This window comes from Kribbella sp. NPDC031520, from assembly GCF_055580825.1.
The window spans coordinates 385,829-411,444 of sequence record NZ_JBVIKS010000004.1; the positions used below are offsets into that span (position 1 = coordinate 385,829).

The 25,616-nt window shown below is 68.6% G+C and carries 22 protein-coding genes; 7 read left to right on the forward strand and 15 right to left on the reverse strand.

Features of this window, described 5'->3' with window-relative positions; translation table 11 throughout:
- The 3 genes from ACZ5BU_RS22595 to ACZ5BU_RS22605 form a co-directional block, all read right to left on the reverse strand.
- Positions 1-2,730 carry a helix-turn-helix transcriptional regulator gene (locus tag ACZ5BU_RS22595; protein WP_465701765.1) on the reverse strand — a complete coding sequence of 910 codons (2,730 nt, stop codon included), beginning with the start codon at positions 2,728-2,730 and terminating at the stop codon, positions 1-3.
- Between the two features lie 62 nt (positions 2,731-2,792).
- Positions 2,793-3,524: a universal stress protein gene (locus ACZ5BU_RS22600; protein ID WP_465701767.1), complete on the reverse strand. Its 732-nt coding sequence runs from the start codon at positions 3,522-3,524 to the stop codon at positions 2,793-2,795.
- Between the two features lie 77 nt (positions 3,525-3,601).
- Positions 3,602-4,246 (reverse strand): HAD family hydrolase, encoded by a 645-nt coding sequence (locus ACZ5BU_RS22605; RefSeq protein ID WP_465701769.1) that lies wholly within the window; start codon positions 4,244-4,246, stop codon positions 3,602-3,604.
- A 37-nt stretch (positions 4,247-4,283) separates the two neighbouring features.
- Between ACZ5BU_RS22605 and ACZ5BU_RS22610 the strand changes: the two genes are divergently transcribed.
- The gene (locus ACZ5BU_RS22610; protein WP_465701771.1) at positions 4,284-5,297 is read left to right on the forward strand and encodes a DUF4037 domain-containing protein; all 1,014 of its coding nucleotides are present in this window, start codon (positions 4,284-4,286) and stop codon (positions 5,295-5,297) included.
- On the forward strand, positions 5,294-6,337 hold the full coding sequence (locus tag ACZ5BU_RS22615) for an enolase C-terminal domain-like protein (RefSeq protein ID WP_465701773.1): 1,044 nt from the start codon (positions 5,294-5,296) through the stop codon (positions 6,335-6,337). The genes ACZ5BU_RS22610 and ACZ5BU_RS22615 overlap by 4 nt, the downstream gene beginning before the upstream one ends.
- On the opposite strand, the gene ACZ5BU_RS22620 is transcribed toward ACZ5BU_RS22615, so the two are convergent.
- The 8 genes from ACZ5BU_RS22620 to ACZ5BU_RS22655 are packed head-to-tail and all read right to left on the reverse strand — an operon-like array spanning position 6,306 to position 16,776.
- On the reverse strand, positions 6,306-7,820 hold the full coding sequence (locus tag ACZ5BU_RS22620) for a sulfatase family protein (RefSeq protein WP_465701774.1): 1,515 nt from the start codon (positions 7,818-7,820) through the stop codon (positions 6,306-6,308). The genes ACZ5BU_RS22615 and ACZ5BU_RS22620 overlap by 32 nt on opposite strands.
- A complete protein-coding gene (locus tag ACZ5BU_RS22625; protein ID WP_465701776.1) occupies positions 7,820-9,565 on the reverse strand; it encodes a sulfatase in 1,746 nt (581 codons plus the stop codon). Before ACZ5BU_RS22625 ends, ACZ5BU_RS22620 begins: the two co-directional genes overlap by 1 nt.
- Positions 9,562-10,392 carry an ATP-binding cassette domain-containing protein gene (locus ACZ5BU_RS22630; protein WP_465701778.1) on the reverse strand — a complete coding sequence of 277 codons (831 nt, stop codon included), beginning with the start codon at positions 10,390-10,392 and terminating at the stop codon, positions 9,562-9,564. Before ACZ5BU_RS22630 ends, ACZ5BU_RS22625 begins: the two co-directional genes overlap by 4 nt.
- On the reverse strand, positions 10,385-12,079 hold the full coding sequence (locus ACZ5BU_RS22635; RefSeq protein ID WP_465701780.1) for a dipeptide/oligopeptide/nickel ABC transporter permease/ATP-binding protein: 1,695 nt from the start codon (positions 12,077-12,079) through the stop codon (positions 10,385-10,387). Before ACZ5BU_RS22635 ends, ACZ5BU_RS22630 begins: the two co-directional genes overlap by 8 nt.
- Positions 12,076-13,017: an ABC transporter permease gene (locus tag ACZ5BU_RS22640; RefSeq protein ID WP_465701782.1), complete on the reverse strand. Its 942-nt coding sequence runs from the start codon at positions 13,015-13,017 to the stop codon at positions 12,076-12,078. The genes ACZ5BU_RS22635 and ACZ5BU_RS22640 overlap by 4 nt, the downstream gene beginning before the upstream one ends.
- A 4-nt stretch (positions 13,018-13,021) precedes the next feature.
- The gene (locus ACZ5BU_RS22645; protein WP_465701785.1) at positions 13,022-14,536 is read right to left on the reverse strand and encodes an ABC transporter substrate-binding protein; all 1,515 of its coding nucleotides are present in this window, start codon (positions 14,534-14,536) and stop codon (positions 13,022-13,024) included.
- Positions 14,537-14,546: 10 nt separating this feature from the next.
- Complete coding sequence (locus ACZ5BU_RS22650) at positions 14,547-16,148, reverse strand: sulfatase family protein (protein WP_465701787.1); 1,602 nt, start codon at positions 16,146-16,148, stop codon at positions 14,547-14,549.
- Positions 16,149-16,188: 40 nt separating this feature from the next.
- Positions 16,189-16,776 (reverse strand): PadR family transcriptional regulator, encoded by a 588-nt coding sequence (locus ACZ5BU_RS22655; RefSeq protein WP_465701789.1) that lies wholly within the window; start codon positions 16,774-16,776, stop codon positions 16,189-16,191.
- A gap of 147 nt (positions 16,777-16,923) precedes the next feature.
- Between ACZ5BU_RS22655 and ACZ5BU_RS22660 the strand changes: the two genes are divergently transcribed.
- The 3 genes from ACZ5BU_RS22660 to ACZ5BU_RS22670 are packed head-to-tail and all read left to right on the forward strand — an operon-like array spanning position 16,924 to position 21,077.
- On the forward strand, positions 16,924-17,907 hold the full coding sequence (locus ACZ5BU_RS22660; RefSeq protein ID WP_465701791.1) for an acetylxylan esterase: 984 nt from the start codon (positions 16,924-16,926) through the stop codon (positions 17,905-17,907).
- 60 nt (positions 17,908-17,967) lie between these two features.
- On the forward strand, positions 17,968-18,711 hold the full coding sequence (locus ACZ5BU_RS22665) for a beta-phosphoglucomutase family hydrolase (RefSeq protein WP_465701793.1): 744 nt from the start codon (positions 17,968-17,970) through the stop codon (positions 18,709-18,711).
- A complete protein-coding gene (locus ACZ5BU_RS22670) occupies positions 18,708-21,077 on the forward strand; it encodes a glycoside hydrolase family 65 protein (RefSeq protein WP_465701795.1) in 2,370 nt (789 codons plus the stop codon). Before ACZ5BU_RS22665 ends, ACZ5BU_RS22670 begins: the two co-directional genes overlap by 4 nt.
- A 36-nt stretch (positions 21,078-21,113) precedes the next feature.
- Here the strand turns inward: ACZ5BU_RS22670 and ACZ5BU_RS22675 are convergent, their stop codons facing one another.
- Both ACZ5BU_RS22675 and ACZ5BU_RS22680 read right to left on the reverse strand, forming a co-directional pair.
- On the reverse strand, positions 21,114-21,368 hold the full coding sequence (locus ACZ5BU_RS22675; protein ID WP_465701797.1) for a GlsB/YeaQ/YmgE family stress response membrane protein: 255 nt from the start codon (positions 21,366-21,368) through the stop codon (positions 21,114-21,116).
- 104 nt (positions 21,369-21,472) lie between these two features.
- Positions 21,473-22,300 (reverse strand): hypothetical protein, encoded by an 828-nt coding sequence (locus ACZ5BU_RS22680; RefSeq protein WP_465701799.1) that lies wholly within the window; start codon positions 22,298-22,300, stop codon positions 21,473-21,475.
- A gap of 95 nt (positions 22,301-22,395) precedes the next feature.
- Between ACZ5BU_RS22680 and ACZ5BU_RS22685 the strand changes: the two genes are divergently transcribed.
- Positions 22,396-23,496, forward strand: a complete 1,101-nt coding sequence (locus ACZ5BU_RS22685; RefSeq protein ID WP_465701801.1) for a DNA glycosylase AlkZ-like family protein — start codon at positions 22,396-22,398, stop codon at positions 23,494-23,496.
- Here the strand turns inward: ACZ5BU_RS22685 and ACZ5BU_RS22690 are convergent.
- On the reverse strand, positions 23,458-24,330 hold the full coding sequence (locus ACZ5BU_RS22690; RefSeq protein ID WP_465701803.1) for a DMT family transporter: 873 nt from the start codon (positions 24,328-24,330) through the stop codon (positions 23,458-23,460). The two genes, ACZ5BU_RS22685 and ACZ5BU_RS22690, sit on opposite strands and share 39 nt — an antisense overlap.
- A gap of 81 nt (positions 24,331-24,411) precedes the next feature.
- Here ACZ5BU_RS22690 and ACZ5BU_RS22695 point away from each other — a divergent pair, with 81 nt between their 5' ends.
- Positions 24,412-25,305, forward strand: coding sequence for a LysR family transcriptional regulator (locus tag ACZ5BU_RS22695; protein ID WP_465701805.1), 894 nt, complete (start codon positions 24,412-24,414; stop codon positions 25,303-25,305).
- A gap of 89 nt (positions 25,306-25,394) precedes the next feature.
- On the opposite strand, the gene ACZ5BU_RS22700 is transcribed toward ACZ5BU_RS22695, so the two are convergent.
- Entirely contained in the window at positions 25,395-25,592 is a 198-nt protein-coding gene (locus tag ACZ5BU_RS22700; protein ID WP_465701807.1) for a DUF1918 domain-containing protein, read from the reverse strand.
- Between the last annotated feature and the right edge of the window lie 24 nt (positions 25,593-25,616).

A 25,616-nucleotide genomic window follows, 5' to 3' on the forward strand; every position in this document is an offset into this window, starting at 1 on the left:
TCAGCGCGCGAGTGCGGTGCGAAGCTGGCGTCGGGAAGTGATGCCGAGCTTGGAGAAGGTCTTGCGGAGGTGCCATTCGACGGTCCGGGGGCTGATGAAGAGCTGGGCGGCGATTTCCGGGTTGGTCAGGCCGTCGCGGGCGAGGGCGGCGATCTGCGCTTCCTGGGCGGTGAGGTCGTTGGTGGTTTCGGGGGTGCGTTTGCGGACGGTTTCGCCGGTGGCGAGGAGTTCGTGGCGAGCGCGGTCGGCGAAGGCTTCGGCGCCGATCGTGGTCAGCTGTTCGTGGGCGGTACGGAGGTGTTCGCGGGCGTCCTGACGGCGGCCTTCGCGGCGGAGCCATTCGCCGTACAGGAGTTCGGCGCGGGCCAGCTCGATCCGGAGCGGGGTCTTGCTGAGGTGGTCGATCGAGGCGCGGTACGCGTTCTCTTCGTTGGTGAGGAGGGCGTGGGCGCGGGCTTCCATTCCGCGGCCCCATTCGGTGGGGACGGCGGCTACGCGGTTGTTCAGCCAGGTGTGGGTGGTTTCGACGAGTTTGGTGTCGCCGGTTCGCGAGGCGGCCTCGGCCAGTTCGCCGACGACGAGGGCGCCGTACGCGACCGGATCGTGTTCGAAGACCTGGAGGGCGGCGTCGCGGGCCGTTTCGTAGCGTCCTAGGCCGTTGTTGAGCAGGGCGTTGGTGTACATCGCGATCGCGGTCATCCGGCCCTGGTGCTGGGCGCGGGCCTCGCGGATCATCGCGTCGATCAGCGGGGTTGCGGTGGATTCGTTGCCGCGGAGGGCCTCGAGCTGCATCGCGCCGATGCCGAGGACGCGGTTGCCTGTGGCGTTGGCGATCTGGCGTTCTTCTTCGACGTACGCTGCCGTGGCGGCCAGGTCGCCGGTCATCGAGACGACGTTCGCGCGGAAGTTGAGCGCCCACTGGAGCTGGACGAGGGCGCCGCTGTCGCGGGCGATGCGCTCGTGGCGGGCAGCTAGTTCGAGGGCTGCGTCGAGGTTCCAGACGTCGATCGCGACGATCCCGCTTGCGCGGTTGCCTGCCAGCCACAACCACCCGCGCACATCCGTTGGTTCACCTTCCCGAGCCTGCTCCAGAGCCTTCACCAACAGTGGAGCGGCCGCTGCGAAGCCCTGGGTGAAGCGAAGCGCCAAGGCCTGAAGCAGAAGCTCACCGGAAGGGCCGGTGGTGCCCCGAGGTGCGGGCGGGGTGGAGGGGGCGGGGATGGCGGAAGCGACTTCTTCGAGGATGGTGGGGGTTTCGGGGCCGCTGGACCAGATGGCGGCGGAGATTGCTTCCAGGTAGGTGATTCGGGCCTGGGTGTGGTCGTGGGGCTCCAGTTGGGTGGCGGCCTCGACGAGGGTGCGGGCGGCTTCGGCGGTGTGGCCTCGGTCGAACGAGATCTGGCCCCGGAGGCGGGTGATTTCGGCTTCGCGCAGCGGGTTCGCCGGGCCGGTGGCGGCGCCGCCGAGGAGCTCCAGGGCGGCGTCGAGGGCGCCGGCGCTGCGCTTCGCGGTGGCTGCGGCCAGTACGCGGTCCGCGCGCAGTCCCGGGTCGATCGTCAGGGCGGCCGCGCGTTCCAAGAAGATGCCCGCGGCAAAGAATCCACCACGGGCACGTGCGCGCTGGGCGGACTGCTCGAGCTCCGAAGCGACGTCCTCGTCCGGCGTCATCGTCGCCTGGGCTCGGTGCCACGCGCGCCGGTCCGGGTCCGTCGCGGGATCGGTCACCGCGGCCAGCGCCCGGTGTACGGCGAGGCGCTGCTGCGGGGTCGCCGTACGGTACGCCGCCGACCGGACCAGCGGGTGCCGGAACCGGATGTGCTGGTCGAACGTGATCAGCCCGGTCTCGACCGCCCCGGCCGCCGCGTCGGCGCCGAGCCCGAGCTGTTCGGCGGCCCGCCACAGCAACGTCGGGTCACCCAACGGTTCGGCCGCCGCGGTGAGCAGCAGCAACCGGGTATCGGTCGGCAGTACTTCGAGACGCCGGACGAACCCGTCCTCGATCCGCCCCGCCAGCGAACCGGAAGCCAGCCCGTCGGCCAGCTCGGCGGCCGTCCACGCGCGGGGAAGTTCGAGCAGCGCCAGCGGATTGCCGCGGGTCTCGGCGACGATCCGGTCCCGGACCCGCGGGTCGATCGGACCCGGCAGCACCGAGTCCAGCAACGCCCGCGCGTCGGCGTCGTCGAGCCCGCGGACCGGCAGTACGTCGAGGCCGTCGAACGCGTGCTCGATCCCGTCCCGGACCGCGAACACCATCACCACCGACTCGGCCGCGAGCCGCCGCGCGACGAACGCGAGGATCCGCGCGGACATCAGATCCAGCCACTGCGCGTCGTCGACCACACACAACACCGGCTGGTCGCCGGCCGCGAGCAGGTTCAGCACCGCCAGCCCGATCAGGAACCGGTCCGGAGTGGGCCCGTTCCGCAGCCCGAACGCCGTACCGAGAGCGTCACGCTGCGGAGCCGGCAGCCCGTCGAGCTGATCCAGGAACGGCAGGCACAGCTGGTGCAGACCGGCGTACGCCAGCTCCATCTCGGACTCGATCCCGGCCGTCCGGGTGATCCGGCAGCCCTCGGCCCCGGCGACCATCGCGTCCAGCAACGCCGACTTGCCGACCCCGGCCTCGCCGGTGAGCACCAGCACCCGACTACGCCCGGCCTTCGCCTCGCTGACCAGCCCGTTCAGTACGTCGTACTCCCGCTGCCGGCCACGGAGCTCTGTCTTCCCCACCCCCGGAGCCTAAGCGATCAGGCTGAGGCTCCCGCGCAGATGGTCAACTGCCGGCCGCAGGGTCAGACCAGTACGACCGGGCCGCGGGCCAGGCGGGCTACCTCGGTGTTGGGGGTTTGCTGGCGCCAGTGACGGTCTGCTGTGAGGACGGTCAGGGCTGCGGCGTTGGCCTCGGCGAGGACCGCACTGGTGCCGTCGGCGGTGCCGCAGCGCACGTCGACCTCGGGGTAGGCCGTCCGCCACGCCGACACACAGTCCGCGTCGGCGGTCGTCTGCAGCACGGTCAGACCAGTACCCCGACGGTGTGCCGCGCCGAACGCGAAGCCCAAAACCTCCGTCCGGTCGCGCCCGTCGACGGCCACGACCACCCGGCCCGAGGACGGTCCGAACGTACGATCCGGCGTCAGCCCGACCACCGCCAACGAGGCCTTGGTACGCCGGGCCAACCGGCGCGACAGCTTCCGTTCGAACCGGTGTCCGTGGCTGATGACGACGAGCGCACCGTCCTCGGCCTCGCTCAGCAGGGCGTCGACCGGACGGCCCGGGAAGACCGTCGAGCTGATCCGCAGGCTCGGGAAGATCTTCCGGACGTGCTCGATCGCGTCGTCCACGACCACCTCAGCGGTTTCCAGGTCGCGCTCTTCCACGGTGAGCTCACCCAGTGCGTCGAGCAGGTACGGCCAGCGGAACGCGTAGACCACGCGCAGCTCGGCGCTCCGGGCTGCTGCTTCCGCGGCCGCCCACTCCAAGGCGTCCTGCTTGTCCTGCTCCAGTAGAACTACGACCTGCGTCACGGTGGCGCCTCCCTTTCCTGTGACACCACCGTCTCGTCACAGGCGGGTGCCTCGCACCAGGGAGAACCACGGGTCTCTCACTGGTCCAGCAGCCCCAGGGCCTCACTGATGGACCCGGTCACCGGCGCCCCGGTCGTCTCCAGAGCCTCACGCGTCATCGCACCAGTGGTGACGAGAACACACTGCGTACCGGCCGCCTGCGCCGCGTGAGCATCGTCAACAACGTCCCCGATCAGTACGACGCCAGCCGGGTCCAACTGCTGCTCCTGGAGGTGCCGCACGAGGCTGTCCGCCTTGGACCCACCGCCGATCTCACCGGGCAGCCCGTCCACGCGAGTGAAGTACTGCGTGAGCCCGTACTGCTCCACCGTCGGGGTGAGCCGCGAGTGGAACCACATCGAGAGCAACGACTGGGTCCGCCCGCCGGCGCCCCAGGCTCGCAGTACGTCGTGAACACCCGCGGCGAGCTCACACGTGTGCAGGAGCGCGTCGTACCGGTCGTGGTAGAGCTTGTCGACCTGCTCCCACTCCTCGTCGTCCAGTACGCGCTGCAGGACTTGCTCGTACGAGAGCCGCATCGGCCGTGCGTACGCCGCCTGCCACTCGCTCCACGTCAACTCCGGCCGCCCGAAGCCGGTGCAGACCTCGTTGACGGCGGCCAGCACCGCATGGTTGTCGTTGAGCAGCGTGCCGTTCCAGTCCCACACCACATGCGAAATCACGAGCGACACCTTAGTCGGCAGTGAGAAGATGCTCCGCATGCCTTTCGTCAACGCACAGGAGCTGTCGGGCGGCTTCTACACGGACGTGATCGCGCCTGTGCTCGGCAGCACCGGTCACGCGGCTGGTCTGCTGGGCTGGGGCTCCGATGTGCTCGGCTACGACACCGAACGCTCGATGGACCACGACTGGGGTCCACGACTGATCGTCCTGGTCGACGAGCCCGAGGCCGTCCACAAGCAGATCGAGGCCGTGCTACCGGACGAGTACCGCGGCTTCCCGGTTCGGTTCGGCTCGTCTGTTCATGCTGTGGAGCACCGCGTGACTGTGGCGTCGCTGAGCGACTGGCTGCGCGGGCACCTGGGCTTCGACGCGTCGCATGGCATCGGTGTGGACGACTGGCTGGTCACACCGCAGCAACAGCTCCTGGGTGTGGTGAAGGGACAGGTGTATGCCGACGACGGGCGGCTCGCGCCGGTGCGTGCAGCGCTCGCCTGGTACCCGGACGAGATCTGGCGTTGGCTGCTGGCCTGCCAGTGGACCCGGATCGCGCAGGAGGAGCCGTTCGTGCAGCGGACCCACGAGGTCGGCGACGAGCTCGGGTCCCGGGTCGTCGCGGCACGCCTCGCCCGCGAGGTGATGCGGCTGGCGCTGTTGCAGGCCCGTGAGTACGCGCCGTACACGAAGTGGCTGGGTACGGCGTTCGCCCGCCTCGGGCATCCGGACGGGCTGGACCGGGCGCTGGCGGATACGGTTGCCGCGGGCAACTTTGCGGACCGGGAGCGGGCGCTGGTGACGGCGTACGAGCTGGTCGCCCGCCGGCACAACGCGCTCGGTCTCACCGCCCAGCTGGACCCCGCGCCGCGGCAGTTCTTCGACCGTCCGGCGATGGTGCTGGAAGCCGGTCGCTTCGCCGAGGCCTGTCATGCGACGGTCTCGGATCCGCAGCTGAAGCGCGTCGGTCCGATCGGGTCGATCGACCAGTTCGTGGACAGTACGGACGTACTGAGCAATCCGTCCGCCTACCGCCGGCTCGTGGGGGTCTTCCGGTGACGTTGTCGCAGCACCTGATCAGCTCGGTCAGCACCGTGGAGGTGCCGTACGAGTATCTGCGGACGATCGGCCGCAACTCGTTCCTCGGCGGTCACGGGAACGGCGGCAGCGTCACGGCCTACGTCGTCGAGACCGACCGCGGCGGGACCGGCTGGGGACTGCCGTTGTACGACGGGGATCCCGGTCCGCTGATCGGGCGGCCGCTGGCCGGGCTGATCGATCCCGACCGCGGGGTGACCGACGTGGTGGCGGAGTTTCTCGACTACCCGTTGCACGATCTCGCGGCGCTGATCCTCGAGGTACCGGTGTACGCGATGCTCGGTGCCGCCGGGTCGCCGCGGGTGCGGTGCTACAGCGGCGGTATCTACTTCGACGATCTGGACGGCGGGCTGGAGGCGATCCGGACGAACCTCGCGCAGGACCACGCGTTCGGGTTCCGCGACTTCAAGCTGAAGATCGGCCGCGGGCACCGCTGGATGGACGCGCGGGCCGGGCTGGCGCGGGACATCGAGGTGACGCGGCTCGCCCGCGAGCTGTACCCGGACGCGGCGATCCTGGTCGACGGCAACGACGGGTTCACCGTGAACGGCCTGTTCGAGTACCTCGACGGTGTCGCGGACTGCGACCTCTACTGGATCGAGGAACCGTTCGCGGAACGCCGCCCGGACCTGCAGGCGCTGCACGAACGCCTGCAGGGATCGACCCGGGTTGCAGACGGCGAGTACGACCCCGACGTCGAACACGTCCTGGCATTGGCAGCCGCGGGTCTGGTAGACGTCGTCCTGATGGACGTGATCGGCCACGGCCTCACCAAATGGCGGCACACCATGCCACGGTTGGAGGCCGAGGCGTCACCACACGCCTGGGGTCTACCTCTGAAGACCCTGTACGCCGCCCATCTGGCAGCCGGACTCGGAAACACCCCCATCATCGAGGGCGTCCCCGGACCTGGCAGCTACACCCTCGAAGACGGTTACGTCGTGCTCTCCGACGAGCCCGGCTTCGGCCTCACGCTTGACCGCGGGCGGGCAGACGCTTGAGGTACTCCGCTACGTGTCCTAACGCCTTCTCGTCGGCCCAGGACCAGTCAGGCGCGGGCGTTGACGGGCCGTGGTACGGCAGGTCCTTGTAGTGCGCCTGCAGCTCACCTAGACGTACGGTCAGCGCTGCGCGTGTAGCGGCGTACGCCGGATCGTCCGCGACGTTGACGAGTTCGTCGGGGTCTTTGACCAGGTCGTACAGCTCCCACTCGGAGTCGAACAGCCGCTCCGACGACCCCGGGACACCAAGACCGGCACCGTAGTAGTGGATGAGCTTGTACTCCTTCGTCCGTACGCCGTAGTGCGCCGGAGCGTGGTGGATCGGGTCGTCGTGCTCCCAGTACCTGTAGTAAACCGCGTCCGGCCAGTCCGGCACCTCCTCGCCTTGCAGCAACGGCAGGAAGCTCCGGCCCTGCGAGGTGGGCAGCGCCGACGCAGGATCCAGCCCTGCCATCTCCAGGAACGTCGCGGCGAAGTCCACGTTCGTGATCATGTCGTCGCAGGTACTACCGGCAGCGATGACCGACGGCCAGCGGATCAGCATCGGCATCTGCAACGACTCGTCGAACATCAGCCGCTTGTCGAACCAGCCGTGGTCGCCGAGGAAGAACCCCTGGTCGGACGTGTAGACGACGACCGTGTTCTCGGCCAGCCCCTCGGAGTCCAGTACGTCCAGCAGCCGGCCGACGTTGTCGTCGATCGACTGCACGCACTGCAGGTAGTCACGCAGGTAGCGCTGGTACTTCCACCGCATCCGCGCCTCCCGGTTCTCCGGGCCCCGCAGCTCGGCCGGCAGTTCGTCGTTGAGCTCCTCCGCGGCCAGATCGTCGGCCACGGACATGTGCACGCCGCGGACCGACTGGCTGCGGGTGCTGTGGTCGTCGAACAGCGTGCTCGGCTCCGGGATCGAACCGACCGGGTACAGGTGCTTGTGCTTCTCGTCCGGCACCCACGGCCGGTGCGGCGCCTTGTGGTGCACCAGCAGCAGGAACGGCCGCTCCGGGTCCCGCTGCCGGATCCAGTCGATGCTCTGGTCCGTGACGATGTCCGTCGCGTAACCGGGAACCGTCGCGGCACCGTCCGGCCCGATCATCAGCGGGTCGACGTAGTCGCCCTGCCCCGGGAACACCCGCCAGGCGTCGAAGTGCCGCGGCGCGGATTCGGCGCGTTCGCCCAGGTGCCACTTGCCGAACAGCGCGGTCTGGTACCCGGCGTCCTTCAGCACCTCGGCGATCGTCGGCACCCGGTAGTCGATCTCGGTCCAGATCGACGCGACGCCGTTCACATGGCTGTACGTACCGGTCAGGATCGAGGCCCGCGACGGCGAGCAGATCGAGTTCGTGCAGTACGTCGCGTCCATCCGGACGCCCTCCTGGGCCAGGCGGTCCAGGTACGGCGTGCTGTTGACCTTGCTGCCGTACGCAGAGATCGCGTGCGCGGCGTGGTCGTCGGACATGACGAAGACGATGTTCGGGCGGGACATCAGCTCACCTTCCGGAGGGCCTCTTGGACTTCGTGCATCATCTGGACCGTCATGCCGGGATGCCCGGCGAACACCTCGAGCAACGGAGCCGTCGGATTGAGCCGCCGCATCCCGTCCAGCCCGGCCAGGATGTGACCCGGCAGCACGTCCGGGTACCGATCCAGAACCTCAGCCAGGGTGAGCGTCCGCAACGGGCTGTCGGGTTCCAGGTCCTCACGACGTGCAGCCGGCTGAAGCGCTCGCTGCGCTTGCTCCCATTGGTCCTTGATCAGCAAGTGCTCAGCCAGCACAGGCCCATCCAAAGGCAGGCCGAGGCGTTCGTACTGTTCCGGCGGGGCGTCGTTGGCGCGCATGAGCTCGACCATCAAGCCGGCCAGCCGTAGCTCCAGTTCCTCGTCCTGCAGCGGGTTCTGTTGGTGCGGGTCCTCGTGCAGGTCGAAGAGGAGCGACCCGTGCCACCAAGGGTTCCCGAATGACGAGGCCTGGACTCTGAGTACGGGGGAGCCCTTCGTGAAGGGCAGGGCTGGGTGTAGCTGGGCGTGCTGCAGCTCCACAGGGGTGAAGCGGGAGCGCATGTGGGTGGGCATGAGGGTGTAGTTGTACAAGGGAGTGTTGGACGGGTCCGCACACGCGCGCATGTAGACGTAGCGGCCGTCTGTGACGTTCACGTGGCCGCCGTGCGCTCCGAACAACGCCCCCGCGCGCAGCTGACCACCGGCCAGCGGGAGGCCCTGCATGTCCGCGGGAGCATCAACAGCGAAGTACTCGAGCAGCGTCGGCGCGATGTCGATCGTCTGTACCAGGTCGTCCCGCCGTACACCGGCTGCCCGCTCACGCGGATCCCACACGAAAAGCGGCGTGTGGATCGTCTCGTCGAACCAGGGCTGCACGCTCTTGCCCCACCATCCCCGCTCACCGAGCAGGAACCCGTGGTCGGTGCACGCGATCAGCATCGTGTCCTCCCACAACCTGTGCTCGTCGAAGAGATCAAGCACGCGTCCCAGCGACCGATCGCACATCGCCAGCAGCGACAGGTACTCACCGCGCGCCCGCTCGACCTCCTCCGGCGTCTCGACCACCCGCCGGTACGACGGCCAGTCGAACACCGGCGCCTCCGTGTCCACTCCCAGCAACCGCCGGTACTGGTCGTAGCTGAAGAACGGCTCGTGCGGGTCGAACGTCTCGATCTGTACGAACCACTGGTCCTCGGAGCGGTTCGTCTCGATGAACTCGATCCCCGCGTCGAACGTGAGCGTCTGGCAGTGCTGCGCCTCGTCCTGCATGTGCTGCCGGTTCACCCAGTCCTGCCGGCTCATGAACGACGTAGCGTTCAGGGTCTCCGGTACGTCGGGCTCCCGCACCTGTCCCTTCCACCGGTCGCCCTCCTGCCCGCGGAAGAACTCGTACGTCGAGTAGCGGTTGTGGTACGTCGCCCCGCCGTCCTCCCAGTAGTGCTGGTGGTCGGTGGCCAGATGCGTGTGTACGCCGTTCTCACGGAGCAGCTCTGGCATGGAGTCGTCGTACGGCTCGAGCGGACCCCAGGAGCGGTGCAGGAAGTTGTACCGGCCTGTGTGCAGCTCACGCCGTGCCGGCATACACGGCATGCTCCCGGCGTAGCAGTTCTCGAACAGCACTGTGTGCTCCGCCAACCGGCTGAAGTTCGGCGCATGTACGTCGGATGCGCCGTACGGCGGGAGCATCCGCCGGTTGAGCGAGTCGTACATGACCATCACCGCGCGGCTCATGCGACCGCCTCGCCGGCCAGCAGTGCGTGGCGTTCGTGGCGGCGGATCGCCTGCCTGTCCGGGTCCGGGATCGGCGCGGCCATCAGCAGCCGTTTCGTGTACGGGTGTTCCGGTCGCTCGGTCACGTCCGCGGCATCCCCGTACTCGACGATGTCGCCGCGGTACAGCACCGCGACCCGGTGGCTGATGTGACGGACGACCGCAAGGTCGTGGGAGATGAAGAGATAGGCCACACCGGTCTCCTCCTGGATCGAGATGAACAGGTCGAGGACACGCGCCTGCGTGGAAAGGTCCAGCGCGGACACCGGCTCGTCGCAGACGATCAGCTTCGGCCGGAGCGCCAGCGCCCGGGCGATCGCGATCCGCTGCCGCTGCCCGCCGGAGAACTCGCGCGGCAGCCGGTGTACGGCGTCCTGCGGCAGCCCGACCTGGTCGAGCAAGGTGCGGACCCGGTTCGTCGCCGTACCGCGGCCTGCCGAACCGCGGGCGACCAGCGGCTCGACGAGAATGTCCTCGACGGTCATGGAAGGGTTGAGCGAGCTGTACGGGTCCTGGAACACGACCTGGATGTCGTCGCTCAGCCGCCGGCGCTCGCGGCGCGACATGCCGACGAGCTCCTGCCCGTCGAACCGGATCGAGCCCGAGCTGACCGGGACCAGGCCGAGGACGGCCCGGCCGATCGTGGTCTTGCCCGAGCCGGACTCGCCGACCAGGCCGAGCGTCTCGTGCTGCTTGATGTCGAAGGACACGTCGTGCAGCGCCTTGAAGCCCTTCGACCGCCAGCCGCGGCCCGCGTACTCGACCACGACGTTGGTTGCCTCAAGCATGGTTCACCTCCAGCTGGGGCCGTGGCGCAGTGTCCTCGAGCGTGGATCCGAGCAACGTCTGCGTGTACGGGTGCTGCGGGCTCGCGAACAACGGCCGGACGTCGTTCACCTCGACGATCCGTCCGTCCTGCATCACGGCCACCCGGTCGCAGATGTCCGCGACCACGCCGAAGTTGTGCGTGACCAGCAACATCGCCATTCCGAACTCGGTCTGCAGCCCGCGCAGCAGGTCGAGGACCTCGGCCTGCACTGTCACGTCCAGCGCGGTCGTGGGCTCGTCCGCGATCAGCAGCTCCGGCTTGCCCGACACCGCCCCGGCGATCAGCACACGTTGCGCCATCCCGCCGGAGATCTCGTGCGGATAGGCCGCGAACGTCCGCCGCGGTTCCGGAATCCCGACCCGCTCCAGCAGCTGCAGCGCCTCGTCCACAGCCGCCCGCTTCGACAACCCGGACACCACCCGCAACGGCTCCACCAGCTGCTCTCCGACCCGGAAGCACGGATCGAGGTTCGACATCGGTTCCTGCGGGATGTACCCGATCCGCTTGCCTCGCAGCATCCGCCGCTCGGCCTCGGGCAGCCGCGCGAGCTCACGCCCGTCGAAGACGATGCTGCTCCGGCCAAGCAACGTGCCACCAGGCGACAGCAGCCCGAGTACGGAGAACGCGGTCTGCGTCTTCCCGGACCCCGACTCACCCACCAGTCCCATCACTTCTCCGTGCCGTACGTCGAGATCGACGCCGTGCACCACTTCGCCGTAACCGGCGCCGCTCGGGTACCCGACCGTGAGGTTGGTGATCCGCAGCAACGGCAGGTCGCCGGTGCCAGGTGTCGCGGGTACGAGCTTCGGTGCCGCGGGCGGTTTGCGCGGCCGGTCGGTGCGCTGGATGGCGTCGCGGATCGCGTTGCCCAGCAGCACCAGCGACGCGACGGTGAGCGCGATCGTCGTACCGGGCCACCAGATCGCGATCGGTGACGTGTAGATGTTCGTGAACGCGTCCTGCAGCATCCCGCCCCAGGTCGGCGTCCCCGGATCACCGAGACCGAGGAACTCCAGCCCGGACTGGACGACGATCGCGATACCGGCCACGACCGCCGCCTGGATCACGATCGGCGCGCGGACGACCAGCAGTACGTGCCGCCCGATGATCCGCGGATCGCTGAGTCCCGAGACCCGCGCGGCGTCGACGTACAACTCGTGTTTGACCGCCATCACCTGGCCGCGGACCAGCCGATGGAACCCGGGGGAGAGCATCACACCGAACGCGACCATCGCCAGGTAGATCGAGGACCCGAGCGCCTGGAACAGCGCCAGCAGCACGATCATTGTCGGCAGCGCCATCAACAGGTTGGCGCCCCAACCGAGTACGCCGTCGAGCAGACCGCCGTAGTACCCACTCAGCAGCCCTGAGACCACACCGAGCACTAGGGCGACCGACAGCGCGATCACAGCACCTGTCAGCGTGTTGCGACCCGCATGCAGCAACCGGCTGAAGATGTCGCGCCCGGCCCCGTCACCACCGAGCAGGTAGCCACCACCGGGACCTGCATTGATCTTGTCGAGCCGCAAGGTAGTAGGACTGTGCGGCGCAATCAACGGCGCGAAGATGCTGGCCAGGACGATCACCAGCAGCACCACCAGCGCCGCCACCGCCAGTGGGTTGCGGAAGACCTTCCGGATCGTCATTGCACACGCACCTTTGGGTTGACCCAGCCGCTGACGATGTCGATGACCAGGTTGACGATGACGACCAGGACGACAAGCGTGACGACCACGCCCATCAGCACCGGTACGTCGCCTTGTAGCGCGGCGTTGATGGTGAGGGTGCCGAGGCCGGGGATTGCGAACACCTTCTCGACCACGACGGCACCGCCGAGCAATGCGATGAACTGCAACGACAGGACGGTCAGTGCGGGCGTAGCGGCGTTCCGCAGGGCGTGCCGGAACAGTACGGACCGCGGGCTGATGCCACGGGCCCGGAGCGTGCGAACGAAGTCCTGACGCAGTACGTCGATCACTGCGCCGCGTACCTGCTGTGCGGCCGACGCGGTGCTCCCGATCACCAGGGACGCCACCGGGAGGACGAGGGCCGCAGCCCAGCCACCTGGTGACTCCGAGAGCCGTACGTAGCCGGTCGCGGGCAGGACTCCGAGCGTGACCGAGAAGAAGACCACGAGAACCAGTGCGACCCAGAAGTTCGGCAGGGCGAACCCAGCGACGCTCAGGACCTGGATGACCCGGTCCAACCAACCGCCACGCACAGCCGCGGCCACACCGAGCCCGACACTGATCAGTGCGGTCAGCGTTACGGCGAGGACGACCATCGACAAGGTCACAGGCAGCCGGTTGGCGATTGCTTGGGCCACGGGCTCGTTGGTGAACCATGAGATGCCCAGATCACCACGTACGGCGTGTTCCGCCCAGGAGCCGAGCTGCGCGAGCAGGGGCTTGTCCAGACCGAGCTCGGCGTTCTTGGCGGCCAACTGGTCCGGAGTGGCGTTCTCACCGAGCAGGTTGCGCGCGACGTTGCCGGTGCCGGAGAAGGCGAGCATGAACGTGATGCCCGCGATCACCACCACCAGGACGACGCAGGCGACCAGTCGGCGTCCGACGAAGGCGAACATGCCGTCACTCCTTCGGGGCGAACGAGGCAATGCTCGGCGCCACGTTGTAGGCCTGCATGGTCACCGCGGTCTTCGCGTCGCTCAGGAAGACGCTGTTCTCGCGATACCACGGGTCGAACCATGCGTTGTCGACGAGCCACTTGCTGACCGCCTTCATCGCGGCCGGGAGCTGCGCCGCCGGCGCGTTCTGGGCGGCCGCCAGTAGCTTGTCGAGCTGCGGGTCGCCGGCCTTCAGCGGGTTCCACGGCGACTTCCGGGTGACCGCCTTCTGGATGTCCTGCCACGCGGACTGACTGCCGAGCGTCATGAACGCGACCGGATACTTGCCGGACAGGATCTCCGGGATGACCGCGTTCGCCGGCACCTTGACCCACTTCACCTTGATGCCGATCGTGCCCAGCTGCTGCTCGATGATCGCGTTGTACTGGGCGAAGCCGGGCGACTCCGGCATCGTGATCGAGAAGCCCGATCCGTACCCGGCCTCGGCGAGGAGCTGCTTCGCCTTCCCCGGGTCGTAGTTGTACGCGGTGTCGAGCGACTTGTCGTACCCGTCACCGGCCGCGTTGAAGATCTGCGTGGTCAGCGAGCCCGCACTGTGCGACACGTTCTTCAGGATCGCCTCGCGGTCGAACGCGTAGTTGATCGCCTTCCGCACCCGCAGGTCCTTGAGCGCCGGGACGAGCTTGCCGTCGTGATCCATCAGTAGCAGACCGTTCCAGTTGACCGGCGTGGTGTTGACGGTCAGCCCGCTGCGCTTGGCGTCGGCGAGCGAGTTGGTGTCGGTCAGGGTGGCGTTCAGCTGGCCGGCCTTGAGCGCGTTCAGCCGCGCGGTCAGGTCGTTCATCGGCTTGATCACGATCTTGTCGTACGGAAACGCCGACGCGTTCCAGTAGCCTGGGTTCCGCTTGTACGTATAGGTGCTACCGGCAACGGTTCCGGACTTGTCCAGGACGTACGGGCCGCTGCCGACCGGCGTGGTCGCGACATCCTTCGCCTTCAGGGACTTCGGGCTGGCCATCACCCCGCCGACGCTGGCGAGGTAGTCGATCATCCCCGGGTCCGGCGCCTTCAGCTTGAGGTTGATCTCGGTCGGGCTGACGATCTGGTACGTCGCGATCGACCGGCTCATGTACGAGTTCTGCCCGGTTCCGGCGGCCAGGTTGGTCAGGTTGTCCTTCACCACGGTCGCGTCGAACGGCGCACCGTCGGTGAACTTCACGCCGCTCTTCAGCTTCAGGGTGAGCGTGGTGCGGGCGGCGTCGTACTTCCACGAGGTCGCGAGCCAGGGCTGGAGCTTGTTGTCCTTATCGCGGGTCAGCAGGGTGTCGAAGACCGGCGACCAGTACTGCATCTGGTTGCCGATGTTCAGCTGCGTCGGGTCGAAGGAGTTGTTGTCGAGGACGTTGCCGATGGTCAGCGTCTTGGCGGCGGAGGAGCTGGCGCCGGCGCCGGAACAGGCACCGACGCCGACGACAAGTGCGGCAGCTGCCAGAAAGGCGCTGCAGCGGCGGATGAGCATGAGGGGCTCCTTAGCGTGCTTCAGAGGGTTCAGGGACCGGGACTTCCGGGCTGGGCTCGTAACCGAGCCGCCAGGCCTTGACCCAGATCGGTGCGGATGGGACGAACGGGGCGGTGTAGAGCTGCCAGCTTCGGCGCTCTGCTGCGGGAGAATCGTTGGTCCAGCCGATGACCGCGCCGTCCGTCGAGCACGTGAGCGCCACCAGGCCGGCACGGTGTTCGACGGCGTGTTCGACAGCGGGTTCGACGGTTTCGGGGCGGCGGCCGTTCGGGCGCCACTCGGCGAGCAAATCACCTTCGGGTCTTCGGCCGAGGTCGCCGGTCGTGTCCAGCCAGTCGTCGAGCGCGCCGGACAGCCGTTGCCGGGTCTCGGCGTACTCGGGCAGGCCGGCCAGGTTGTGTTCCTCGTGCGGATCGGCCTCGACGTCGTACAGCTCCTCGGGCGCACGCTTGCTGGCGGCAACGATCGAGCGCTGGAGGTCGGTGAGGATCGACGGCGGTACGCCGAACGCCAGCTGTTGCTGGGCTTCCTGCGCGAACAGCCGGCGCAGTTCCTTCCAGGTCCAGAGGTTGTCCGGGTACTCCGTGTGGCCCATCGGCGACCGGTCCGGGTGCAGATGCCGGGTGTACCGGAACCGCCGGTCGCGGATCGAGCGGGACGTGTCCTCGGCCTCACCCATCCGATCCCGCGCGCTCACGACGTACCCGGACCGCTCCCGCGGCTTCCCGTCCGGGCCGATCAGTACCGAGCCGTGCATGTGCTCGGGTACGTCGAGCCCGCACATCGCGAGCATCGTCGGCGCCAGGTCCATCAGCGCGACGGGTTCGGCGTACGACGTACCGCCGGTGATCTTGGCCGGCCATCGGACGATCAGCGGCTCGCGGAACCCGAGCTCGGTGGCCCACCGCTTCCCACGCGGCATGCCCAGCCCGTGGTCGCTCCAGAAGACGACAATCGTATTGTCAACAATCCCATCGTCTTCGAGCTGATCGAGGATGCCGCCGGCCCAGTGATCCAGCTGGCTGATCAGTTCGAGGTACCGCCGCCACGACGTCCGGTACACCTCGGTGTCCGGGTGATACGGCGGAACGTCCGCCTTCTCCACGCGGACAGCGTCCGGCGTCTTCCGGGCGAACTCCTCGTCGCTCAGGTACAGCTGCGACTCGTGCGTGATCAGGCTGTGGAACGCTATGAAGAACGGCTGCTCCGGGTCGTCCCGCAGCCGCCAGTGCGCGTGGTCGCCAAGTGCGTCGTACGTCGGCTCGGGGATGTCGACCTGGAAGTCGGTGAACGCGGTGTTCCCGGTCCAGTAGCCCGCGGCCCGGAAGTACTCCGGCAGCAGCCGCACGTACGGCGGGGGAGTGGCGCGGGTCCGCATGTGCATGGTGCCGATCGCCGGCGGGAAGCACCCGGTCACGATCGCGCTGCGCGACGGCCCGCAGACCGGTGCCGCGGAGAACGCGCGGTCGAAGCGGAGACCCTCGGCCGCGAGGGCGTCGAGCCGTGGCGTACATGCTTGCTCGGCGCCCGGCCAAACTCCTGCGTAGCAACCAAGATGCGGGTTGATGTCATGCGTGCTGATCCAAAGCACGTTCGGCCTGGAAGGAGGCATGGCTGTGCTCCTGAAGGGGCAACTGCGCTTGGGTTCGCGGTCAGTCGACCGCGCGGATGCGTCGCTGGGAGCTGCGGCTCTGCAGCTCTTCGCGGAGCCCGATGCACCAGGCGACGTGCTGGTCCATCAGCTGCGAACCGAGTTCGTGCGAGCGCTCTTCGACGAGGCCCTGGAGGTCGGCGTCGAACGGGAGCTCCGGCTCCTCGGGGACGGTACGGTCCCGGTCGCGGTAGCGCTTGATCTGCAGCTGCCGGGCGAGGATCTCCCGATCGAGCAGCTCGATCACCTGGTCGGTCTCGAGGAAGCCGCAGAACGCCAGCCGCCCGTAGAACCCGGGATCGCGGGTGTAGATGGTGGTCGGGGAGTACGGCGCCGTCAGCCAGTCCATGAACACCGTGATCCCTTCGTCGGTGACCCGGTAGGTCTTGGCGTCCTGGGCGCCCGGCCGGGGTTCGACCGTGTGCCAGACCCAGCCGCGCTCCTCCATCGACGACAGGCAGCGGTAGACCTGGCTCATCTGGGTGTTCGGTCGGAGGAACGTCCCGCGGGCGTCCATGTAGCGCTTCAGGTCGTACCCGGTGCTGGGGCGCATCAGCAGCACGCCGAGAAGGATGTGCTCGAGCTTCACGATCGCCTCCGAACGGGTATGACACAAGTGGAATACCCGAGAGGACACCACAAGTGGAATACCCCGTCAAGAGTTCGAGGCCCTGTCCAGTTATGGACATGCCTTACCGCCGCAGTCGAGTCGGGCGTAAGTTTGTCGCTCATGGCCATGTTCGACCTTTCCCTCGACGAGCTCCGCGAGTACCGGCCCGACGTGGCCGCTCCCGCCGACCTGGTCGACTTCTGGCGCCGCTCGATCGAGAAGGCGCGCACCGACGACCTGTCCGCCACGTTCATCGAGATCGACAACAAGCTCGCGCTGATCGACACCTACGACGTCACCTACGCCGGCTTCGGCGGCTCGCCGGTGCGGGGCTGGCTGCACGTCCCGGCCGGCGCCGACGGCCCGCTGCCGACCGTCGTTCAGTACCACGGCTACAGCGGCGGCCGCGGTCTGCCGCACTCGACCACGCTGTGGGCGCAGGCCGGGTACGCGCACTTCGTGATGGACACGCGCGGCCAGGGCTACAGCCAGGGTGGTTTCGAGAACACCCCGGACGACACGCCGTACGCCGGGATCAACCACACGCCGGGCTTCATGACGCTCGGCATCACCGACCCGGAGACGTACTACTACCGCCGCGTGTACATCGACGCGGTGCGGGCGCTCGAGGCGGCCCGGACGTCGCCGTTCGTGGATCCGGACAAGCTGATCGTCAGCGGCGGCAGCCAGGGCGGTGGCATCTCGATCGCCGCGGCCGGCCTCGCCCCGCTGGCCGGGATCGACCTGCTCGGCTGCGCTCCCGACGTACCGTTCCTGTGCTACTTCGAGCGCGCGCTGCAGATCACCGACAAGGACCCGTACGGCGAGATCACGCGGTACCTGCAGGGCTTCCGGCAGGAAGTCGACCCGGTGCTCAAGACGTTGAGCTACTTCGACGGCGTGAACCTCGGCCGGCTGGCCACGGCGCCGGCGCTGTTCTCGGTCGCGCTGATGGACGGGACCTGCCCGCCGTCGACGGTGTTCGCCGCGTACAACCACTACGGGAGCCCGGACAAGAGCATCGAGGTGTACCAGTACAACGAGCACGAGGGCGGGCAGACGTACCAGCAGCTCGTCCAGCTCGACTGGTTCGCCCGGATTTTCGGATGAAAGCCTCCCGTTAGCCTGGCTTTGGCTTGCCGGACCGGTTGACCGGCTAGCGTGGGCGGCATGCTCGGACTAGCTACGGGGATCCAGGCCTGTTTGTTCGACCTGGACGGCGTACTCACCGACACCGCTGCCGTCCACGCAGCGGCGTGGAAGGAGATGTTCGACGAGTTCCTCCGCGACTACTCGGCGCAGCACGGCATCGCGTTCGTGCCGTTCGATGCCCGCGCCGAGTACGACGCGTACGTCGACGGCAAGCCGCGGGCCAGCGGTGTACGGGACTTCCTGGCGGCGCGCCAGATCACGCTGCCCGACGGCACGCCGGACGATCCACCGGCCGCGATGACCGTGAACGGGCTCGGCAACCGGAAGAACGAGGCCGTCCAGCGGCGGATCCGGACCGAGGGCGTGCACGTCTTCGAAGGCTCCCGGCGGTACCTGCAGGCTGCCGAGCAGGCGGGCCTCCGCCGGGCGGTGGTGTCGTCGAGCGCGAACACCCGCGAGGTGCTCGACGTGACCGGCCTCGCGCAGTACGTCGAGGAGGTCGTCGACGGCGTGACGATCCGGACCGAGGGGCTGAAGGGCAAGCCGGCCCCGGACACGTTCCTCGCCGCGGCCGCCCGGTTCGGCGTCGAGCCCTCTGCGGCGGCCGTCTTCGAGGACGCACTCGCTGGTGTGTCGGCCGGCCACTCCGGACACTTCGGGCAGGTCGTCGGCGTCGATCGCGTCGGCCAGGCCGCCGGCCTGAAGGCGCAGGGCGCCGACATCGTGGTCAAGGACCTCGCAGAGTTGCTGGAGGACAAGTGATCGATCGAGGACATCACCCGGTCGAGCCCTGGCGGCTGCGGGAGACCCGGCTCGCGATGGACAAGCTGGCCCAGTCCGAGTCGCTGTTCGCCCTGTCGAACGGTCACATCGGCCTGCGCGGCAACCTCGACGAGGGCGAGCCGTACGCGATCCCCGGCACCTACCTCAACTCGTTCTACGAGCAGCGCCCGCTGCCGTACGCCGAAGCCGGCTACGGGTACCCGGAGTCCGGGCAGACCCTCGTCGACGTCACCAACGGCAAGCTGATCCGGCTGCTCGTCGACGACTCGCCGTTCGACATCCGCTACGGGTACCTGAGCAAGCACGAGCGGTCCCTCGACTTCCGCACCGGCATCCTCGAGCGCGACGTCGACTGGACGTCGCCGGGCGGCAAGCGGATCAAGGTCCGCAGCCGCCGGCTGGTGTCGCTGACCCAGCGCGCGGTGGCCGCGATCGAGTACGTCGTGGAGCCGGTCGACCAGCCGGCCCGGTTCGTGATCCAGTCCGAGCTGGTCGCGAACGAGGCGCAGCCGAAGCTGTCCGACGATCCGCGGGTGGCGGCCGTTCTCGACAATCCGCTGAAGCCGGTCAGCCACGACGGCGGCGAGCACGGGACCGTACTGATCCATCGCACGACGCGCAGCCAGCAGTTGATGGCAGCCGCGATGGCGCACGAGGTGGACACGACGGTGCGGTACGCGATGGACCAGGACGTACGCGAGGACTGGGCGCGGACCACGGTGATCGCCCAGCTGCAGCCGGGCGAGAGCCTGCGCGTGGTGAAGTACTTGGCGTACGGCTGGTCCAGCCTGCGGTCCGAGACCGCGATCCGGGACCAGGTCGCGGCCGCGCTCGCGAGTGCGCGGTTCTCCGGCTGGGACGGGCTGACCAAGCAGCAGGTCACCTTCCTCGACGACTTCTGGGACGGCGCCGACGTCGAGGTGGACGGACATCCGGAACTGCAGCAGGCGGTCCGGTTCGCGCTCTTCCACGTACTGCAGGCGGGCGCGCGGGCCGAGCGGCGGGCGATCCCTTCCAAGGGTCTGACCGGCGCGGGGTACGACGGCCACACGTTCTGGGACACCGAGGGCTTCGTCCTGCCGGTGCTGACCTACACGAAGCCGGACGCGGCCGCCGACGCGCTGCACTGGCGGCACTCGACGCTGGAGATGGCGAAGCAGCGTGCCGCGGAGCTGGGCTTCCGGGGCGCGGCGTTCCCGTGGCGGACGATCCGCGGCCAGGAATGCTCCGGGTACTGGCCCGCCGGGACGGCGGCGTTCCACATCAACGCCGACATCGCCGAGGCCGTCATGCGGTACTACCGGGCCACCGATGACGAGGCCTTCCTCGACGAGGTCGGGCTGGAACTCCTGGTCGAGACCGCCCGGTTGTGGATGTCGCTGGGCCACCACGACCGTGACGGCCGCTGGCACCTGCCCGGTGTCACCGGTCCGGACGAGTACAGCGCTGTTGCCGACGACAACGTTTTCACCAACCTGATGGCCGCGCGGAACCTGAGGTCGGCGGCCGCGATCGCCGCGAAGCTGCCGGCCAAGGCCCGCGAGTTCGGTGTCGACAGTGAGGAGGAGGCGTCCTGGCGGGACGCGGCCGCCGCCGTCTACCTGCCGTACGACCACGACCTCGGTGTCCACCCACAGTCCGAAGGCTTCACCGGGTACGCGGTCTGGGACTTCGAAGGCTACAAGGACAAGTACCCGCTGCTGCTGCATGCGCCGTACTTCCAGCTCTATCGCACGCAGGTGGTCAAGCAGGCCGACCTGATGCTGGCGACCTACTGGTGCGGCGACGCGTTCACGCCCGAGGAGAAGGCCCGCAACTTCGACTACTACGAGCGGCTGACGGTACGGGACTCGTCGTTGTCCGCGTGCGTGCAGGCGGTGATGGCGGCGGAGGTCGGTCATCTCGACCTGGCCTACGACTATGCGTACGAGGCCGCGCTGATCGACATGCGCAACCTGCACCACAACACCGGCGACGGGCTGCACATGGCATCACTGGGGGGTGCCTGGAGCGCGCTGGTGGCCGGGTTCGGTGGGTTGCGGGATCAGGAGGGCACGCTGTCGTTCGATCCGGCGCTGCCGATGGGGTTGTCCGGGCTGAACTTCACGGTCCGCTGGCGTGGTGTCCGGCTGAAGGTCGAGATCGACCCGGTCGCGGTGAAGTACACCGTGCACGACGGGCCGGGTGCTTCGATCACCTTCCGGCACGCGGGTGAGGACGTCACCGTCACCGTGGATCAGCCGGTCGTGCGGACACTGCAGAAGCGCCGTCCGCTGCTGCCCCGGCCGCCACAGCCGCTGGGCCGTGAGCCACGGGCGGCGATGGCGATCAACGAGGACAGCTGACGGACGGCACTCCGGGTTCTCTGGAATGCAGCGCGGTCAGTTCTTGCTCTTGGCGGCCAGCGACTCGGCGGTGCCGACCAGCATCACCGACGAGATCACCGCGACCACGAAGCCGATCAGGTTCAGGTCGAAGATGCCGCCGGTGCCGAGGATGCTCGCGATCGTGCCGCCGATCACCGAGCCGGCCAGGCCGAGCAGCAGCGTGGCGAGCAGGCCGAGCTTCTGCTTGCCGGGCGTGAACAACCGGGCGAGTGCTCCGATGACGAGACCGGCGATGATAAAGCCCAACATGACTGAAGTCCTCCGAGGTGTCGAACGGTATGACTCCAGTCTCCGGTTTCGACCGGCGCAACGGCAGTGGAGTTTGCCCTGACCCGACCCGGACCCGACCCTGGTCAGGAGCCGGCGGTCATGCCGAGGAGGGGACTGTCCGGAAGCAGTCGCGGAGCACTCCCGAGCTGGGTGAGCACGGTCGCGCCGAGCTGACCCGCGGCGCGTTCGTCGCCGTGCAGCAGCGCCGTGTACCCGGCCCCGCAGTCTGACCGGGAGCCGAGAATCGCAACGTACAGCTGGATGTCCGGCAGGTTCGGGTGCGACTTGAGCATGGTCGTGGTGGTCCGGGCGCAGCGGATCAGCGTCGCCCGGCTGCGTTCCATGCTGGTCTTGAGCAGCAGCTGATCGGCGAGCGCCTTCACGACGAAGTACTCCGCACTCGAGGCCTGGTTCTGGACGTACCGGACGCTGGCCGGCTCCTTGACGTTGTCGCTGAGCGCGCAGATCGCCCACTGTGGAGGCAGCGTGATGATCTGCGTCTTCGGCACGTACGTCGGAACGCCGTGCAGTTCGGCGTCGCCGTTGTTGTTGACCGCGATCAGCGCGGACCGCGACGCCGCGTCCTTCGGGTTCGCGTACGGCGCGGCGATCAGCCGGGTGGTGAAGGATGCGTCCGGTACGACGACCACCGTCAGGCTGCCCGTGTTCTTCAGGAGCAGCGACGTACGGCTGGGATCGGTGCTGGCGGTCAGGACGACCTCGTCGGTGTCGGCGGCCGGCGGCAGCGCCTCCTTCGACTGCGCGCAACTGGTCGCCGGCTTGTCCGCCGCGGGAGTCTGCGACAAGACGATCGACGGCGGCGCCGACTCCGGTGCGCCGGCCCCGTCCGCGCCCGAACAGCCGGCTACGACCAGCAAAACAACACTGGGCAGGAACACTCGACCACGCACCGTCACGAAACACCCCCTACCATCCGAGCCCAGGTCCCCACCCGCTCGGCGTCCGCTTTCAGAATACTGTCCGACCTGAGACTTAGTCTCTGGGCGTGACCGTTCATCAGCTGACGAAGCGCGACGCGAGGCGGCTGGCCGTCCGCGCGCAGCTGCTCACCGGCGAACGACCCACCGACCTGTACGACGTGGTCCGCGGGCTGAACGTGCTGCAGCTCGACCAGACCGCGTACGTCGCACCCAACGCGGACCTGGTGCTGTGGAGCAGACTCGGCTCGTCGTACGACGCCTCCGAGCTGGCCGACGCGCTCGCCTCGCTGCAGCTGGTCGAACTGCGCGGGTTCGTCCGGCTGCCGGAGACGCTGGCGCTGTTCCGGGCCGAGATGGCCGCGTGGCCGTCCGACGGCGAGCCGCTCGACTGGCAGACGTACCGCGGCGACTGGGTCCAGGCGAACGAGGGCTGCCGGCTCGACATTCTCGAACGCCTCCGCCAGGACGGCCCGCTGGTGATGCGCGAGCTGCCGGACACCTGCGTGCGGCCGTGGAAGTCCACCGGGTGGACCAACAACCGGAACGTGTCGCAACTGCTCGAGTTCATGATGCAGCGCGGCGAGGTGGCGGTCGCGGGCCGCGACGGCCGGGACCGCCTGTGGGATCTGGCTTCTCGGGTGTACCCGGACGATCCGCCGGTGCCGATCGCGGCGGCGCGCCGGATCCGCGACGAGCAGCGGCTCCGTTCGATGGGCCTGCTGCGCGCGAAGGGACCGGCCTGTCCGGGCGAGCCGCTGGACGCCGGTGCAGCGGGGGAGCGGGCGGTCGTGGACGGCGTCCGGGGTGAGTGGCGGATCGATCCGGAGCTGCTCGACCAGCCGTTCACCGGCCGGACCGCGATCCTCTCGCCGCTCGACCGGCTGGTGTACGACCGCAAGCGGCTGACCGAAATCTTTGACTTCGACTACCAGTTGGAGATGTACAAGCCGGTCGCGAAGCGCCGCTGGGGGTACTTCGCGCTCCCGATCCTGTACAACGACCGCCTGGTCGGGAAGCTCGATGCGATGTCGGACCGGAAGGCCGGCGTGTTCCGGGTCGACGCGATCCACGAGGACGAGCCGTTCTCCAAGACCCTGCGGGCCGCCGTCCAGCGCGAGATCCGTGACCTAGCCAAGTGGCTGCAGCTGGAGCTGGTCGGTGCGTGACTCCCGGTGGGCACGCTCGATCGACTGACCCCAGAACGTGCCGGCCAGCATCAGCAGCGCACCGAGCACCGCGGGCACCGTCAGCCGCTCGTCACCCAGACCGATGCCGAAGGCAACGGCCCAGATCGGTTCGGTGCCGAGCAGCAGGCTGGCCCGGCCGGCGGACGTCCGCTGCACCGCCCAGGTCTGCGCGAGGAACGCGAAAACGCTGCAGAACAAGGCGAGATAGACCATCTGCAACCACGTGCCGACGCCTGCGTGCGTGGGAAGATGCGGTACGGCGGGCACCGCGAACAGCGCCGTACCGACAAGGGTCTGGATCGTTGTCAGCTGCAACGGTCGGAGCCCGGTCGAGAGCCGTCCGACGAGGACGACGTGACCCGCGCGGACGACAGCAGCGGCAAGCATCAACAGGTCACCGACGCCGGGAGTGTGCAGGCCGTGCGCGGACATCAGCAGCCCGACGGCGATCACACAGGTGCCGGCCGCGAGATAGAACCGCGGCGGGAGTCCACGGCGATCGAAGAGCGGCGTCAGGACCAGCGTCAGGCTGATGATCAGCCCGGCGTTCGCCGCGCTGGTGTGCGTGACGCCGTACGTCTCCAGCACGAGGACCGACGCCTGCGTGAGGCCGAGGATCAGACCGGCCTTGAGTTCGTTCCGGCGGATCCCGCGCGCCAACGGGACCAGGGCGATCGCGGAGATGGCGTACCGGAGGAACAGCACGGTCAGCACCGGCGCGCTTCCGGTCGCGGTCTTGGCTGCGAGGTAGCTCGATCCCCAGACGACGGCGACGAGCAGCAGGACGAGATCGGTACGGCGGGATCCGGGCACGAGGTCAACGGTGACGCGAGCTGTCGTTGAAGCCAAGTACCAACTTCTTCAGCGACGGTGAAGTAGATCTACAGTATGAGGATGGACGAACGGCAGCTGCGGGTGCTCCGCGAAGTCGGCGAGCTGGGGAGTGTGACCGCGGCCGCCGAGGCCCTGCTGGTCACCCCGTCGGCGATCTCCCAGCAACTGCGGTTGCTGCAGCGCTCGATGCCGGTGCCGCTGACCGAACGCGACGGCCGGCGGGTCGTCCTGACCGCGGCCGGTCGCGCACTGGCGGGTGCCGCCGCCGAGGTCGAGTCGGCGCTGGCGCGGGCGCGGCAGACCGTCGAGGAGTTCGTCGAGCAACCCGACGGGGTGGTGACGGTCGCCGCCTTCCACAGCGCGGCCGCCGCGTTCTTCCCACGGCTGCTCCGGTCCGGGGCCGCGCCGCGGCTCAGCCTGCACGACGAGGACGTACCGCAGGACGAGTTCCCGCCGCTCACCCGCGAGTACGACGTCGTCCTGGCGCACCGGCTGGATCACACGCCGGCCTGGCCGCGGACGGTCGCGGTCACGCCGTTGCTGCACGAGCCGATGGACGTCGCCGTACCGGCCGGCCACCCGTTGGCGGCGAAGCGGTCACTGACGCCGCGGGACGTGGCCGGCGAGCCGTGGATCACGGTCCACGACGGGTTCCCGCTGCTGGCGACGATCGAGGCGATCGGGGCGGCCGCCGACCGGCGGCTCGACGTGGTGCACCGGGTCAACGAGTTCACGGTGGTCGCGGAGATGGTGGCCGCCGGCGCCGGGCTCGCGCTGATCCCGCGGTGGACGGCGCGGCCGCATCCGGGGATCGTCCTCAAGCCCCTGCGCGGTGTGCAGACGCGGCGGCACGTGGACGCGCTGCACCGCCCGGAGCGCACGGCGCGCCGCGCAGTACGCACGATCCTGTCCGAGCTACAGACCGCAGCCGCGGCCGTCCGACACTCCGACTGACTTTTCGAGGCATCTTTGTGAAGCCACCAGCCGTTTCGGCCGCCCCGGAATGGTCGGTAGCTTCTCAAAGATGGCGCGTGATCGGCGCGCTAGTCGGGCTCTTCGGTGTGCACGATGTGCGCGTCCGGCCCCGGGAAGAACAGCGAGTCGGAGTCCGTGTCGCTCCAGTGCACCAGGTACGGCGGGGCGCCGGACGGATCGTGCACCTCGACGATCTGCCCTTCCCGCCGGTGCGCCAGCAGATGACTGCTTTCCACGACGACCTGATCGCCTGCCACAGCTTTCACCACATCCACCTCCTCACCACCAGC